The organism is Polaromonas vacuolata, assembly GCF_012584515.1.
Classification (GTDB): domain Bacteria; phylum Pseudomonadota; class Gammaproteobacteria; order Burkholderiales; family Burkholderiaceae_C; genus Polaromonas; species Polaromonas vacuolata.
Window position 1 is genome coordinate 2,245,514 of sequence record NZ_CP051461.1, and the last position, 14,327, is coordinate 2,259,840.

Below are 14,327 nucleotides of genomic sequence, written 5' to 3' on the forward strand. Positions count from 1 at the left end.
AGATTAGTTGCGGGTCTGATCAACCAGCTTGTTCTTGGCAATCCAAGGCATCATGGCGCGCAGTTGGCTGCCGACTTTCTCAATCGAATGCTCGGAGGTCAAGCGACGGCGAGCTGTCATGCTTGGGTAGCCAGTACGGCCTTCTAAGATGAACATCTTGGCGTATTCGCCAGTCTGAATACGCTTGAGCGCAGCGCGCATGGCTTCGCGGGACTGCGAATTAATGACTTCAGGACCTGTCACATACTCGCCGTACTCGGCGTTGTTGGAGATCGAGTAATTCATGTTGGCGATGCCGCCTTCATAAATCAAGTCGACGATGAGTTTGAGTTCATGCAGGCATTCGAAGTAAGCCATTTCTGGTGCGTAACCAGCTTCGACCAAAGTCTCGTAGCCCATTTTGATCAATTCAACCGCGCCACCGCACAACACGGCTTGCTCACCGAACAAGTCGGTCTCGGTCTCTTCTCTGAAATTGGTTTCAATGATGCCGGCTTTGCCGCCACCGTTGGCCATTGCGTAGCTCAGTGCCAGATCACGGGCCTTGCCGCTCTTGTCCTGATGAATCGCCACCAGATGCGGCACACCACCACCTTGAGTGTAAGTATTGCGCACAGTGTGGCCAGGAGCCTTAGGAGCGACCATCCAGACATCCAAATCGGCACGTGGCACGACTTGGTTGTAATGCACGTTAAAGCCGTGGGCAAATACCAGCGAAGCGCCTTGCTTGATGTTTGGCTCGATGTCGTTGGTGTAGACGGCTGCGATATTTTCATCTGGCAGCAAAACCATCACCACATCGGCAGCTTTGACGGCTTCCGATACTTCAACGACGTTCAAGCCAGCTTTGCCGACTTTATCCCATGAAGCGCCGCCTTTACGCAGACCAACAAGGACCTTGACGCCGCTGTCGTTCAAATTTTGGGCATGGGCGTGGCCTTGGCTGCCGTAACCAATAATGGCAACAGTTTTGCCCTTGATCAGGCTCAGGTCGCAGTCTTTGTCGTAATAAACTTTCATCTTCTTCTCCGGATATATTTAAAAAAGGGTCAAAGGGATACTGGCGAAACGCCCGTCGACAGGCTCTGGGCGAACGATTAACACTTGTCGCCACTTCTGCTTAATCCGTTCGCGTTGAGCCTGTCCAAACGCGCGCACGGAGATCTTGAAAAATCTAAACTTAAACCCGCAAAATGCGCTCACCACGGCCGATGCCACTAGGACCGGTACGCACCGTCTCAAGAATGGCACTGTGCTCAATGGCCGCCAAGAATGAATCGTTCTTGGACTGATCGCCAGTCAGCTCTATGGTGTAACTTTTCTCGGTCACATCTATGATGCGGCCGCGGAAAATATCAGCCATGCGCTTTATCTCTTCACGCTCTTTGCCAACCGCTCTTACTTTTACGAGCATGAGTTCACGCTCGGTGTAAGCGCCTTCAGTCAGGTCAACTACTTTAACCACCTCGATGAGACGGTTTAAGTGTTTTGTGATTTGTTCAATCACATCGTCCGAGCCAGCCGTTTGAATCGTCATACGCGACAAGCTTGGGTCTTCGGTAGGCGCTACGGTCAAGCTCTCAATGTTGTAGCCACGCGCTGAAAACAGCCCAACTACGCGAGACAAAGCGCCGGCTTCGTTCTCTAGCAAAACTGCAATGATGTGTTTCATAAGAAAGATTCCTCTTTTCGCCGCCCTCCCCCGCACACGGTAATGTGCAGGCTTGGCGGGCAATAGATTCGTCAGATGACGGTTGAAAAAATAGGTGGATTTTAAAACGCTTTGAATTCGTTTTTACGTTTACAAGTCTTCTGCGCCCAACAGCATTTCAGTAATGCCTTTACCGGCTTTGACCATGGGGTAAACGTTTTCAGTAGGGTCGGTACGGAAATCCATAAAGACCGTGCGGTCCTTGAGTTTTCGTGCTTCGCGCAATGCTGGCTCTACGTCTTCTGGCTTTTCAATCAACATGCCGACATGACCGTAGGCCTCAGCAAGCTTGACGAAATTGGGCAAGGCGTCCATGTAGCTGCTGCTGTAGCGACCAGCATATTCGACTTCCTGCCACTGCCTGACCATGCCGAGATAGCGATTGTTTAAGGAGACGATTTTGATAGGTGTGTTGTATTGCAAGCAAGTCGATAACTCTTGAATACACATTTGCACCGAACCTTCACCGGTGACGCAATACACCTCTGCATCAGGTTTGGCCATCTTCACGCCCATGGCATAGGGAATTCCAACACCCATAGTGCCCAAACCACCGGAATTAATCCAGCGACGAGGCTCTTCAAACTTGTAGTATTGGGCAGCCCACATTTGGTGTTGGCCCACATCAGAGGTGATGTAGGCGTCAGCATCTTTAGTCATATTGCACAACGTTTCAACCACATACTGCGGCTTGATAACGTCGGACGAGCCCATGCTGTACTTCATGCAATCACGCTTGCGCCAAGCGGCAATCGTGTCCCACCAGCCGCCCAATGCATCGGCATCGGGCTTCAAGCCGGACTCGCGAATCATGGCTACGAGTTCAGTCAGCACGTCTTTGACATCGCCAACAATCGGCACATCAACTTTGACGCGCTTTGAAATGCTAGAGGGATCAATATCAATATGAATGATCTTGCGTTCGTTTTGCGCGAAATGCTTGGGATTGCCGATCACACGATCATCAAACCTGGCACCAACCGCGAGCAACACGTCGCAGTTTTGCATCGCATTATTGGCTTCAACCGTGCCGTGCATGCCCAGCATGCCCAAAAATTTAGGGTCACTGGCGGGATACGCACCCAAACCCATCAAGGTGTTGGTGCAAGGGTAGCCCAGCATATCGACTAGCGTGCGCAACTCTGCCGATGCATTGCTGAGTAGCACACCACCGCCGGTATAAATGTATGGACGCTTGGCGGCAAGCAGCAACTGCAAAGCCTTGCGAATCTGACCCGCATGGCCTTTGCGCACGGGGTTGTAAGAGCGCATCTCTATGGTTTTGGGGTAACCGGTAAAAACTGCTTTATTGAAAGAGACATCCTTTGGGATATCTACAACTACCGGGCCAGGCCGTCCAGTTCTGGCGATGTGAAAAGCTTTCTTGAGCACATCAGCCATATGACGGGCATCTTTGACCAAGAAATTATGCTTAACAATCGGACGCGTAATGCCTACCGTATCGCACTCTTGGAACGCGTCTTGCCCTATCGCGTGGGTCGGAACTTGGCCGGTGATGATGACCATTGGAATGCTGTCCATGTAGGCCGTAGCAATGCCAGTGATGGCATTTGTCACACCAGGCCCAGAAGTAACTAATGCGACGCCTACATCGCCAGTAGCACGTGCATAACCATCGGCAGCGTGGACTGCTGCTTGTTCGTGACGCACCAAAATATGTTTGATGGAGTCTTGCTTGTAGAACGCGTCATAAATATGCAGCACTGCGCCGCCGGGATAGCCCCAAATGAATTTGACGTTTTCGGCCTTGAGTGCCTCAATCAAAATTTCGGCGCCGCGCAGCTCTTGAGACTGAGTATTTGAGTTTGTAGCAGTAACTGCTGTTGCGGAAGTAATTTCCGACTTGGACATTTCCATGATGAACCTTTGTGAATTTCTCTAACGAAATAACTTGGGTGCCACTTTGCTCGCTCTTGTGAAACTGCATCGTGACTTGAGGCCAAGACCATAAGCGAAGACATAATTCGCCGAGCCATGACCCGTTTGCTTTTTAAAGTGCAACACGCATTATGACATTGCACACAGGCTTGTCGGCGCAAAGCGCTAAAACTCAAGTGCAGTTGTCCTTGGTGCGATAATTTTGAGCTACCTTTAAATATATTGAATACGCAAATCTTGGCAAGTTCCAATACAACTGAATTTAAAAACAGCGGCAAAGCATTTTAAATCGCGCTGAAAAACCCGGAAACACCAACCGTTGGCAACTGAACAAGAACTTTCTGACTTCCTGAAAAGCGTTGAAAAACGTGCCTTTAAACGAAGCATCTACCACGTGCGTGACGAGGAAGCGGCGCTAGACATCGTTCAGGACAGCATGATGAAACTCGCTGAGCACTACGGTGATAAGCCGATTGCAGAACTGCCCATGCTGTTTCAACGCATTTTGTCCAACACCACGCTGGACTGGTTTCGCCGTCGCAAGACAAGAAATGCCCTTTTCTCCAATATGAGTGATTTTGAATCAGCCGGTGATGACGGTGATTTTGATATTTTGGAAACTTTAGAGGCCTTGACCAACTCAGAGGGAACAGAAAGCTCTCAAGACGCTATTGAGAGAGGTCAGACCCTTAATCAAATAGAAACACTCATAATGGATTTACCCGCTCGTCAACGAGAAGCGTTCCTGATGCGTTATTGGGAAGAGATGGACGTAGCTGAAACAGCTGCAGCCATGGGTTGCTCTGAAGGCAGCGTCAAAACACACTGTTCTCGTGCAATAGGGGCTTTGAGCAAAGCCTTGAACGCCAAAGGTATAAAACTATGACTAATTCGCTAGAAAATCGCTCAGAAATTCTTCAAGATCGCTTCGCTCTGAAAACTGCGTCTTATCTTTCGCTCAGTGCAACTGCGCTCCCATACGACATCTCCGAACGTCTTCGAGCCGCCAGAGTCAGAGCGGTATCAGCACGCAAAATAGAAGTTTTACAAACGGCCAAATCGGTGGTTAACAACAACGGCGGCACGGCAGCACTCAATTGGGGTCGGGACGAACGCCTTAGTTGGTGGGGTCGGATTGGATCAGTTTTGCCACTGGTGGCGCTGGTCGTGGGTTTACTCAGCATTAATTCAATTCAAAACGACAATCGGGCGCAAGAAGTCGCCGAAGTCGATTCCGCATTGCTAACCGACGAGTTACCGCCAGCAGCCTTTGCAGATCCGGGTTTTCTTCAGTTCCTCAAGTCATCAACACAGGTTCAGTAATTTACCCATGACTATGTCTGATGGCCTTTTAACTGCAAACACAGTTTTCATGTGGCCAACCGTTTACGACAAGACTTCTGGTGGCTTGTCTACTGTGCGGTCACACGCCCTACTAGGTTTAGGTTTAACGCTATTGATATTGTTTACCGGGACATCACCGAGCCTCGCGCAAGAACTCAAGCCAAGCACTGGCATGGCGGCTAATACGAACAGTTCTAGCAACAACGCCAAGCCAGTAAAAACCAACATCACCAAACCTGTGTGGGCAGAACTCACACCCATGCAGAGGCAATCGCTAATGCCACTCAGCCAGAGCTGGGACACGGGTATGAGTGAAGCGCAAAAGCGCAAGTGGTTGGAAATATCCAAAAACTACCCGCAGCTCTCGTCCGAAGATCAGCTCAAGCTACACAGCCGCATGAACGAATGGATAGCCTTGAGCCCGCAACAGCGCACCGAAGCAAGGCTTAATTTTGCAAAAACCAAAGAGATTTCCAAGCAATTAAGCCCTGAAGAAAAAAATGCTCAATGGCAGACCTATCAAGCCCTAAGCCCTGAAGAAAAGAAAAAACTGGCCGCTAAAGCCGCTGCCGACCGCCACATCGGCGCAGCCCCTGCGGTAAGACCTGTTGCACCCCAAAAATTAGCAGCGCTGCCACCGAGGCCGACACGCAACAACGACACAGAGCAACAACCAATACCAAGCAAACCTGTTCCAGCTGTAAGCACAGATAGCCGCTCCACTCCAGAAGCTTTGCCTGGCCCGACCATCACACCAAAAAACTAAATACAGTTTTTTAGTTGGCGCAATCATCAGACAAATGCAGTGCGCCATCGGTTTTTCGGTCTTGCATTAACTAAAATCACCGAGGCGCCAAGCCTTCAAAACCTTTGCTACTCCACATTGACAGTTAACACTCCTGCCTCCCCGTCAATTACACGCCGCATGGCTTGTTGGTTATACGAAAGCCTGCTGATGTTTGCAGTTGCATTCATTGCCGATTACTTATTCAGCACCCTGACTCAAACCCGCAATGCAATGGACAACCGGCACCAACAACAAGCTTTTTTGTTTTTGGTGTTTGGCATTTATTTTGTTTGGTTCTGGCAGCGCGGTCAGACGCTGGCCATGAAGACTTGGGATATTCGGGTGGTGGATAACGCAGGCCAAGCCATCAGTCGAAAGCGCGCCATGCTGCGCTACGTTCTGAGTTGGGTATGGCTATTACCGCCTATGGCACTGGGCTATTTTGCGGGCTTGCAGGGCACGCAAAACGTCATACTAATACTGGGCTGGATAGTTTTGTGGGCGCTGCTGGCCAAGCTCCATCCAAACCAGCAGTTCTGGCACGATGCGTGGTCAGGCACCCAGCTAATTAGCTGGCGCGCCCCCAAAAAGCCCAAGCCATAATTCTCAGGTCTATGGGCTTAAAACGGTTTGATCCGCGCGTCATAGTCACGCGCCACAATACACATATGACTGAACCAATACGCACCGCTAGGTCGAAGAAAAACTCCTTGCCACAATTAAGACAAGTGCAAAAAAAAGAGCTTAAAGAATCCGTCACCGCGCAAAAAAACCGCCGCGGTTTTAACCGCGTTCTGCATGCGTTTGGTTACTCAATTGCCGGGCTAAAAGCCGGTTGGTACGAAACCGCCTTCCGGCAAGAGGCTTTGGCTTCCTGTGTTTTACTGCCGGCCTCCTTTTGGCTGGGACGCAGTTGGGTCGAAACGGTGTTGCTCGCCGGCACAGTTCTGCTGGTGATGATCGTCGAGCTACTCAACACTGGCATCGAAACCGCTATTGACCGCATAGGCCCTGAATGGCATGACTTATCCAAGCGCGCCAAAGATATGGGCAGTGCGGCAGTTTTACTGAGCCTGCTGCTATGCGGCGCAACTTGGGGCATGGCTCTTTACCAAAGGTTTGGCCAATGACTGATACCGATAACACTATGCCCAACCCACTAGAGAAATCAGCGACTCCCGCGTTTTCCATCTGTGTTTACTGCGGCTCTCGCAGCGGCTTAGACGAGCGCTTTGCAGCGCTGGCCGAAGCGGTCGGCACGTGGATAGGTAAACATCAAGGCCAACTGGTCTACGGCGGTGGTCACAACGGTTTGATGGGCATTGTGGCGGACGCAACGTTAGCAGCGGGCGGGCGCGTGATTGGCGTAATTCCGCGGGCATTGGTTGAAAAAGAATGGGCCCACAATGGCTGCACCGAGTTACTCATTGTGGAGACCATGCATGACCGTAAGCGCATCATGGCCGAGTACGCCGACTCATTCCTAGCCTTGCCCGGTGGCATAGGCACTATGGAAGAATTTTTTGAAGTCTGGACTTGGCGTCAGCTGGGTTACCACGACAAACCGATTGGTCTACTCAACAGCGGTGGTTACTACGACAGCTTGTTGGTGTTTCTTCAATCGGCAGTGACGGCTGGTTTTATGGATCAGAGTCTGATGGCACTGATACAGAGCAGCTCAGATGAAGATTTTTTATTATCCAACTTGATCGAAGCGTCCAAACGCTCCAACATCCGTCAAGATTTAGCACAAATTTAAATCGGATCAAAGTTGCCGTTAACGAAAGTCAAAGCATCGTTAATCAGCAACTAAAAAACGCTTAAATGGCGTTTTGGTTTTCCTCACCAGTGCGAATGCGCACGACACGCTCGACAGCGGTGATGAAAATTTTACCGTCGCCTATCTTGCCTGTACGCGCAGCTTGCACGATGGCATCCACGCAGCGCTCGACATCCTCAGTTTTAACCACCACTTCGACTTTGACCTTGGGTAAAAAGTCAACCACGTACTCCGCACCGCGGTAGAGCTCGGTATGCCCCTTTTGACGGCCAAAGCCTTTGACTTCGGTCACGGTTAGACCCGTGACGCCGCATTCGGCCAGCGCTTCGCGGACTTCTTCGAGTTTAAAAGGCTTGACAATGGCGGTAATTTGTTTCAATTGACTGACTCCGTAAAAATCTGAATCGACAATAGTAACGCGATCAAGCGCGGAACTTACTGGTAATGGGATAACGCCAATCCTTGCCAAAGCTTCTGTGCGACACGCGTATGCCCACTGGCGACTGACGGCGCTTGTATTCGTTGAGCTTGATCAAGCGCGTCACGCGTTCAATCACAGCGGCGTCAAAGCCGGCGGCAAGCAAACTTTCTATGCATTCGTCGTTTTCCATATAGCGCTCAAGAATCTCGTCTAGCACCTCATAAGGCGGCAAGCTGTCTTGATCGGTTTGCTCAGCGCGCAACTCAGCGCTTGGTGGCCGGGTGATGATGCGCTCGGGTATTGGATTTTGCCCGGTGCCGTAGGGATCGTTTTCATTGCGCCAGCGCGCCAGCCTAAACACGGCCGTCTTAAGCACATCCTTAATCACTGCAAAACCGCCCGCCATGTCGCCGTACAAGGTGCAGTAACCAGTCGCCATCTCGCTCTTATTGCCGGTAGTCAGCACGATGGAGCCAAATTTATTCGATAAAGCCATGAGAAAAACGCCGCGGATACGGGCTTGAATATTTTCTTCTGCGGTTCCTTCTTCAAGGCCGGCAAACTCTGTCGCCAGCGACGTCTTAAAGGCCTCGAACTGCGGCACTATTGATATTTCGTCGTAGCGCACATTCATGCGCTTGGCCATCTCACGTGCATCAATCCAAGAAATATTTGCGGTGTAGGGCGACGGCATCATCACCGTCCTGACCTTGTCAGCGCCCAAAGCATCCACCGCAATCGCCAGCACCAAAGCTGAATCTATACCGCCTGACAGGCCTATGAGCGCACCCGGAAAACCGTTCTTTCCCAAATAGTCCCGCACGCCCAACACCAGGGCGTCCCACAGATCGGCATCCAAGCGGCGCAAGGGCGCTATGCGGGCGGATAAATTAATCGCCTGAGTGCTTGGCAGACGACTGATTTCTACCTCAAAAAGGTCTTCCTTAAAACTCGGTGCACGACCGGCGAGTTGGCCATCGGCCTGCAAGGCAAAGCTTCGCCCCTCGAACACAATCTCGTCCTGCCCACCCACCAAATGCGCATAAACCAGCGGTAGTTCAGTGGCCAAGGCACGTTTGCACATCATGGCTTCGCGCTCTACGCCTTTGCCGGCGTGAAACGGTGAGGCATTCATAACCAGCAGCAGCTCTGCGCCGGCTTCTTTCGCTAAGCGTGCAGGCTCGTCAAACCAAGCATCCTCGCAAATGAGTAAACCGATACGGATCGCAGCGTCACCCGTGCCAACGCTAAAAACGCAAGTACCTTGACCGGGTGTGAAGTAACGTCGTTCGTCAAACACTTGGTAGTTGGGCAACTCTCTCTTGGCGTAGGTGGCCATGACCTGACCCTCGCAAATCACACGCGCCGCGTTGTGACGTTGCTGCACGGCAATACTTTTGGTGCGCAGGCCGGCATCAGATTCGTCGCCACTACCGCTGTTGCCTGACGTTGGCGTGCCGAGCACCACAATCAGGCCTTTTAACCCGGCTAGCTCGCGGGCCACCAGATTCACGGCATCATCGCAAGCTTGAGTGAATGCCGCGCGTAAAAACAAGTCTTCAGCGGCATAGCCGCAAATTGCCAGCTCAGGCGTGAGTAATAAGCGAGCACCATTTGCGTAGGCACTTTTCGCCGCAGCTATGATTTTTTGTGCATTGCCAGACAGGTCGCCAACACAAAAGTTAAGCTGAGCAACGCAAATTTTTAATAGCATAAAAGAATCTGAACCCCGAAAAAAATACGTGAAAAATATCTCAAACGATTATGTCATCCGCGTGCTGGATTCACCGTTGCAGGTAGATGCAGCCCTATGGAACGAACTACTCGCGGGACAAAGTCCCCAAGGCGCATTAAATCCCTTCATGCGCCACGAATACCTCGCCGCTATGCACGAGAGCGGCAGCGCCAGCCTTGAAACCGGCTGGACGGCGCGTTTCATCACACTCTGGCACGGTGAAAATTTAGCTGGCGCTTGCGCGCTTTACCTCAAGACCCATTCCTATGGCGAGTACGTTTTCGACTGGGCATGGGCCAATGCCTACGCCCAGCACGGCCTGGAGTACTACCCCAAAGCGCTAGTAGCTGCGCCCTTCACACCAGTGCCAGGCGCTCGCCTGTTAGCGCGTAATGCCAGCGAAAGACTGCTTTTAGTTCAAGCGCTTATAGCTTGGTGCACGGAAGAAAAACTATCTTCGTTGCACTTGCTTTTTGCCGACGACGAGGACGTTGTAGCTTGTGAACAAGCTGGACTAATGCTGCGCAACACGGTGCAGTTTCACTGGAAAAATAAGTCTGCCGCTGCGGCTGAAGCAGCCAACACCTTAGTCACGCAAGACGAAGATCGCAGAGATAGCGCACCGCAAAGTCAACCAATTCAATCCGGCTATAAAGATTTCGACAGTTTTTTAATGTCGCTTAGTCAAGAAAAGCGCAAAAAAATTCGCCAAGAAAAACGTAAGGTCCACGATGCTGGCATTCGCTTCAGAACGTCGCTAGGCAAAGACATTAGCAACGCAGACTGGAATTTTTTCTACCGCTGCTACGAGCAAACTTATTACGAACACGGCAACAAGCCTTATTTGAGTCGTGATTTTTTTCAGCGCATGCAAGACAGCATGGCGCAGAACTGGCTGATGTTTATCGCCGAATTTACCGACCCAGAAACCGGCGCAAAACAAGCCATTGCCAGCAGTCTGATCGCCCTAAGCGCAGCACCACAGTCTGCGGCGGATAAAAGTGACCATAAACCACTGACTTATCACACTGCCTATGGCCGCTATTGGGGTGCGTTAGCGCGCGTCGACTGCCTACACTTTGAAGCTTGCTACTACCAGCCATTGCAATGGTGCATAGAACATGGTTTGCAAAGCTTTGAAGGCGGCGCGCAAGGCGAGCACAAAATGGCCAGAGCACTGCTACCGATTAAAACCACCAGCGCACATTGGTTGGCCCACCCCTCGTTTGCCGATGCAGTGGAAAGATTTCTAGAGCGCGAAGGCGCTGGCATAGACAGCTATATGGACGACTTGGAAAAACGCAGTCCTTTTAAAACAGCATCAGCACCTACAGCTTTGCCAGCCTCAGGAAAATTGGTCAACGAAGACGCAAAAAAGGCGCTCAATGCGCCTTTTAGTGATCAGTCTTGACAGGCTGAAAAGAGTTTAAAGATTGATTCATCGCTAAACTTAATCAACCGGTTTTTCTAAGTGCGAATTTAGCACCAAGCGAAAAACCGGTTGCTTAAAAAGCAATCGCAAAACGAATTTTGCTCAAGCTTGATTACTCAGTTTTTTCGCCCGGATTTTCTTTGGCGTAGTTAGCCATGCCGTCGGTAATTTCTTTCTTGGCTGACTCAGGGCCTTCCCAGCCCGAAATCTTGACCCACTTGCCCTCTTCCAAATCTTTGTAATGCTCAAAGAAATGGGCGATGGTTTTAAGGCGTAACTGGTTTAAGTCTTCCGGCTTTTTCCAGTGTGAATAAATCGACAAAATCTTGTCGGTTGGTACCGCCAAAATCTTACCGTCTTCACCGGCTTCGTCCGTCATTTTAAGAATACCGATAGCGCGGCAATTCACCACAACACCTGGAATAAGGGGCACTGGCGTGATCACCAACACGTCGACAGGGTCGCCGTCGCCGCTAATTGTCTTAGGCACATAACCATAGTTAGTGGGGTAATGCATGGCTGTGCTCATGAAACGGTCCACGAAGATGGCTCCCGAAGCCTTGTCCACTTCATACTTCACCGGATCGGCGTTCATCGGAATTTCGATGATCACGTTGAAAGACTCGGGGGCGTTCTTGCCGGGGAAAACTTTTTCAAGGGACATATTTACTCTTGGGTTGTGAGAGGAAAAAGAAAGTGTGCAGTGTGTGCCGGCGAGCCAGCTGCTACAACACTACCCGGTTGATCACTCGGGATTTACCCGCATTTTAGCGATCTCCGGCTTACAGTCCGCCTACGAGTGGGGTTTTCTTGTTAAATTGCAAAAGTTGGCCAATCGTGACTCATAACAAGTTGTCATCATGAGGAAGCAACGCAGCGAGGGCGGCAACCTTTAAACTGGCCACCCTTTTCAAGCGACAACAAGAGGAAATACTCATGCTACTCATGACAGGCAATAACGCGCTTTACTTAGCGCTGGGCTGCGGACTTATCGCGGTGATTTTCGGCCTTTTAACCCGCAGTTGGATTTTATCTCAAGACCCCGGCAATTCGCGCATGCAAGAAATCGCTGCCGCTATACAAACCGGCGCCAGCGCTTATCTGGCCAGGCAATACAAAACCATCGCCATCGTCGGCGTAATTCTGGCCGTTCTTATCGGCGTATTTCTTGACGGTAAAAGCGCCATCGGCTTTGTGCTTGGCGCGGTACTCTCGGGCGGTTGCGGCTTTATCGGTATGAACATCTCGGTACGCGCTAATGTGCGCACCGCACAAGCCGCCACACGCGGAATTGGCCCAGCGCTCGATGTCGCCTTTCGCGGTGGCGCTATTACCGGCATGTTGGTGGTCGGTTTAGGCCTATTGGGTGTGACGGGTTTTTACTGGTTTTTAACCAGCGGCAGCAGTTTGGCAGACGGTAAGTCTCTGTCACAGCTACTAAACCCATTAATTGGTTTTGCCTTTGGTTCCTCCCTGATTTCCATTTTTGCGCGTCTTGGCGGCGGCATCTTCACCAAGGGCGCAGACGTGGGAGCGGACTTGGTCGGCAAGGTGGAGGCTGGTATTCCTGAGGACGACCCGCGTAACCCCGCAGTGATCGCCGACAACGTGGGCGATAACGTGGGTGACTGTGCCGGTATGGCTGCCGATTTATTTGAGACCTATGCCGTCACCCTTATCGCCACCATGGTGCTGGGCGCACTACTGGTAAGCGCAGCACCGGTCAACGCCGTGCTGTATCCGCTGGCGCTAGGTGCTGTCTCTATCATTGCATCCATCATTGGTTGTCTATTTGTCAAAGCCTCACCCGGTATGAAAAACGTCATGCCAGCGCTTTATAAAGGCTTGGCAATTTCCGGCATTCTTTCTTTGATTGCGTTTTACTTCGTCACCACCAACATGATGCCGCGCGACGCGATTGCCGCCACCGGCAGTCAACTCCGCTTGTTTGGTGCTTGCGCTACTGGCCTAATGCTGACCGCCGCGTTGGTTTGGGTTACCGAGTACTACACCGGCACCCAGTACGCGCCAGTCCAACACATCGCTAAATCCTCTACGACAGGCCACGGCACCAACATCATTGCCGGCTTGGGCGTGTCCATGCGCTCTACTGCTTGGCCGGTGGTATTTGTTTGCATCGCCATACTCGTGTCTTTCAAACTCGCCGGTCTGTACGGCATTGCGATTGCAGCGACGGCCATGCTCAGCATGGCCGGCATTGTGGTGGCGCTAGACGCCTATGGACCCATTACGGATAACGCCGGCGGCATCGCTGAGATGGCCGATATGCCTAGCAGTGTTCGCGCTGTAACTGACCCCTTAGACGCGGTGGGTAACACCACTAAAGCCGTCACCAAGGGTTACGCCATTGGCTCAGCAGGCCTAGCCTCCCTGGTACTGTTTGCCGATTACACCCACAAGCTTGAAAGCTATGGCAGCGCCGTCAGCTTTGACCTTAGCGACCCATTAGTCATAGTCGGCCTCTTTATCGGTGGCTTGATTCCCTACCTGTTCGGCGCCATGGCCATGGAAGCGGTAGGCCGCGCAGCTGGTGCAGTGGTTGAAGAAGTACGCCGTCAGTTCAGAGAAATCAAAGGCATTATGGAAGGCACGGCCAAGCCCGAGTACGGCCGCGCCGTCGATATGCTGACCACAGCGGCGATTAAAGAGATGATTATTCCTTCTCTGCTACCCGTCGTCGTGCCCATAGTCGTGGGCTTGTTGTTAGGTCCCAAGGCCTTGGGCGGTATGCTAATGGGCACCATAGTCACTGGCCTCTTTTTAGCGATTTCTATGTGTACTGGAGGCGGGGCATGGGACAACGCCAAAAAATACATTGAAGACGGCCACCACGGCGGCAAAGGCTCTGACGCACACAAGGCCGCTGTCACAGGTGACACCGTGGGCGACCCCTACAAAGACACAGCAGGACCGGCCATCAATCCGCTGATCAAAATCATCAATATTGTGGCTTTACTGATAGTGCCTTTGGTAGTCAAGTTCCATGGCGTTGATGCGCCAGCCGCGCACAGCATGCCGGTGATGGAACCCGCAGCGATTAGCGCGCCGGCCGCCGTGAAGTAAAGCAAAGCAAAGCAAGCAGTGCTTCAAATAGCATTGCTGGTTCACTATAAAAAAGTGAGACGGGTGAAAAACAGCGATAGTTCACAAATAGCTGATAAAAGTACATCTCTAGAGACAAGCCCGAATAGGCTTAA

15 protein-coding genes are annotated in these 14,327 nt (G+C 51.5%); 8 read left to right on the plus strand and 7 right to left on the minus strand.

What is annotated here, in order from left to right; all coding sequences use genetic code 11:
• Window positions 1-3: 3 nt before the first annotated feature.
• The 3 genes from ilvC to HC248_RS10235 all read right to left on the minus strand — a co-directional run bounded on the left by ilvC (window position 4) and on the right by HC248_RS10235 (window position 3,589).
• Window positions 4-1,020 carry a ketol-acid reductoisomerase gene (gene ilvC, locus HC248_RS10225; protein WP_168922381.1) on the minus strand — a complete coding sequence of 339 codons (1,017 nt, stop codon included), beginning with the start codon at window positions 1,018-1,020 and terminating at the stop codon, window positions 4-6.
• Window positions 1,021-1,180: 160 nt separating this feature from the next.
• The gene (ilvN, locus tag HC248_RS10230) at window positions 1,181-1,672 is read right to left on the minus strand and encodes an acetolactate synthase small subunit (RefSeq protein ID WP_168922382.1); all 492 of its coding nucleotides are present in this window, start codon (window positions 1,670-1,672) and stop codon (window positions 1,181-1,183) included.
• 129 nt (window positions 1,673-1,801) lie between these two features.
• Window positions 1,802-3,589 carry an acetolactate synthase 3 catalytic subunit gene (locus tag HC248_RS10235; protein ID WP_168922383.1) on the minus strand — a complete coding sequence of 596 codons (1,788 nt, stop codon included), beginning with the start codon at window positions 3,587-3,589 and terminating at the stop codon, window positions 1,802-1,804.
• Between the two features lie 340 nt (window positions 3,590-3,929).
• Between HC248_RS10235 and HC248_RS10240 the strand changes: the two genes are divergently transcribed.
• Both HC248_RS10240 and HC248_RS10245 read left to right on the plus strand, forming a co-directional pair.
• Entirely contained in the window at window positions 3,930-4,496 is a 567-nt protein-coding gene (locus HC248_RS10240; protein WP_168922384.1) for an RNA polymerase sigma factor, read from the plus strand.
• The gene (locus tag HC248_RS10245) at window positions 4,493-4,933 is read left to right on the plus strand and encodes a DUF3619 family protein (RefSeq protein ID WP_168922385.1); all 441 of its coding nucleotides are present in this window, start codon (window positions 4,493-4,495) and stop codon (window positions 4,931-4,933) included. Before HC248_RS10240 ends, HC248_RS10245 begins: the two co-directional genes overlap by 4 nt.
• Window positions 4,934-4,996: 63 nt before the next feature.
• On the opposite strand, the gene HC248_RS17710 is transcribed toward HC248_RS10245, so the two are convergent.
• Window positions 4,997-5,257 carry a hypothetical protein gene (locus tag HC248_RS17710; RefSeq protein WP_238342843.1) on the minus strand — a complete coding sequence of 87 codons (261 nt, stop codon included), beginning with the start codon at window positions 5,255-5,257 and terminating at the stop codon, window positions 4,997-4,999.
• Between HC248_RS17710 and HC248_RS10250 the strand changes: the two genes are divergently transcribed.
• The 4 genes from HC248_RS10250 (at window position 5,232) to HC248_RS10265 (ending at window position 7,500) form a co-directional block, all read left to right on the plus strand.
• Entirely contained in the window at window positions 5,232-5,720 is a 489-nt protein-coding gene (locus HC248_RS10250) for a DUF3106 domain-containing protein (protein WP_238342810.1), read from the plus strand. The genes HC248_RS17710 and HC248_RS10250 overlap by 26 nt on opposite strands.
• Window positions 5,721-5,837: 117 nt before the next feature.
• Complete coding sequence (locus tag HC248_RS10255; protein WP_272953610.1) at window positions 5,838-6,344, plus strand: RDD family protein; 507 nt, start codon at window positions 5,838-5,840, stop codon at window positions 6,342-6,344.
• A 125-nt stretch (window positions 6,345-6,469) separates the two neighbouring features.
• Window positions 6,470-6,871, plus strand: coding sequence for a diacylglycerol kinase (locus tag HC248_RS10260; RefSeq protein WP_238342598.1), 402 nt, complete (start codon window positions 6,470-6,472; stop codon window positions 6,869-6,871).
• Window positions 6,868-7,500 (plus strand): LOG family protein, encoded by a 633-nt coding sequence (locus HC248_RS10265; RefSeq protein WP_238342599.1) that lies wholly within the window; start codon window positions 6,868-6,870, stop codon window positions 7,498-7,500. The genes HC248_RS10260 and HC248_RS10265 overlap by 4 nt, the downstream gene beginning before the upstream one ends.
• Before the next feature lie 61 nt (window positions 7,501-7,561).
• Here the strand turns inward: HC248_RS10265 and HC248_RS10270 are convergent, their stop codons facing one another.
• Together HC248_RS10270 and HC248_RS10275 are read right to left on the minus strand one after the other, a co-directional pair.
• Complete coding sequence (locus HC248_RS10270) at window positions 7,562-7,900, minus strand: P-II family nitrogen regulator (protein WP_168922389.1); 339 nt, start codon at window positions 7,898-7,900, stop codon at window positions 7,562-7,564.
• Window positions 7,901-7,943: 43 nt separating this feature from the next.
• Window positions 7,944-9,656: an NAD+ synthase gene (locus HC248_RS10275; protein ID WP_168922390.1), complete on the minus strand. Its 1,713-nt coding sequence runs from the start codon at window positions 9,654-9,656 to the stop codon at window positions 7,944-7,946.
• 28 nt (window positions 9,657-9,684) lie between these two features.
• Here HC248_RS10275 and HC248_RS10280 point away from each other — a divergent pair, with 28 nt between their 5' ends.
• A complete protein-coding gene (locus HC248_RS10280; protein WP_168922391.1) occupies window positions 9,685-11,088 on the plus strand; it encodes a GNAT family N-acetyltransferase in 1,404 nt (467 codons plus the stop codon).
• A 133-nt stretch (window positions 11,089-11,221) separates the two neighbouring features.
• On the opposite strand, the gene ppa is transcribed toward HC248_RS10280, so the two are convergent.
• Window positions 11,222-11,773 (minus strand): inorganic diphosphatase, encoded by a 552-nt coding sequence (ppa, locus tag HC248_RS10285; protein ID WP_168922392.1) that lies wholly within the window; start codon window positions 11,771-11,773, stop codon window positions 11,222-11,224.
• 281 nt (window positions 11,774-12,054) lie between these two features.
• Here ppa and HC248_RS10290 point away from each other — a divergent pair, with 281 nt between their 5' ends.
• Entirely contained in the window at window positions 12,055-14,193 is a 2,139-nt protein-coding gene (locus HC248_RS10290) for a sodium-translocating pyrophosphatase (protein ID WP_168923783.1), read from the plus strand.
• Window positions 14,194-14,327: the final 134 nt, after the last annotated feature.

Bases quoted from the DNA above. Each gene is read 5' to 3' on its own strand.
- ilvC (WP_168922381.1), bottom strand. From the start codon at position 1,020: ATGAAAGTTTATTACGACAAAGACTGCGACCTGAGCCTGATCAAGGGC.
- ilvN (WP_168922382.1), bottom strand. From the start codon at position 1,672: ATGAAACACATCATTGCAGTTTTGCTAGAGAACGAAGCCGGCGCTTTG.
- HC248_RS10235 (WP_168922383.1), bottom strand. From the start codon at position 3,589: ATGGAAATGTCCAAGTCGGAAATTACTTCCGCAACAGCAGTTACTGCT.
- HC248_RS10245 (WP_168922385.1), top strand. From the start codon at position 4,493: ATGACTAATTCGCTAGAAAATCGCTCAGAAATTCTTCAAGATCGCTTC.
- HC248_RS10250 (WP_238342810.1), top strand. From the start codon at position 5,232: ATGCCACTCAGCCAGAGCTGGGACACGGGTATGAGTGAAGCGCAAAAG.
- HC248_RS10265 (WP_238342599.1), top strand. From the start codon at position 6,868: ATGACTGATACCGATAACACTATGCCCAACCCACTAGAGAAATCAGCG.
- HC248_RS10275 (WP_168922390.1), bottom strand. From the start codon at position 9,656: ATGCTATTAAAAATTTGCGTTGCTCAGCTTAACTTTTGTGTTGGCGAC.
- ppa (WP_168922392.1), bottom strand. From the start codon at position 11,773: ATGTCCCTTGAAAAAGTTTTCCCCGGCAAGAACGCCCCCGAGTCTTTC.
- HC248_RS10290 (WP_168923783.1), top strand. From the start codon at position 12,055: ATGACAGGCAATAACGCGCTTTACTTAGCGCTGGGCTGCGGACTTATC.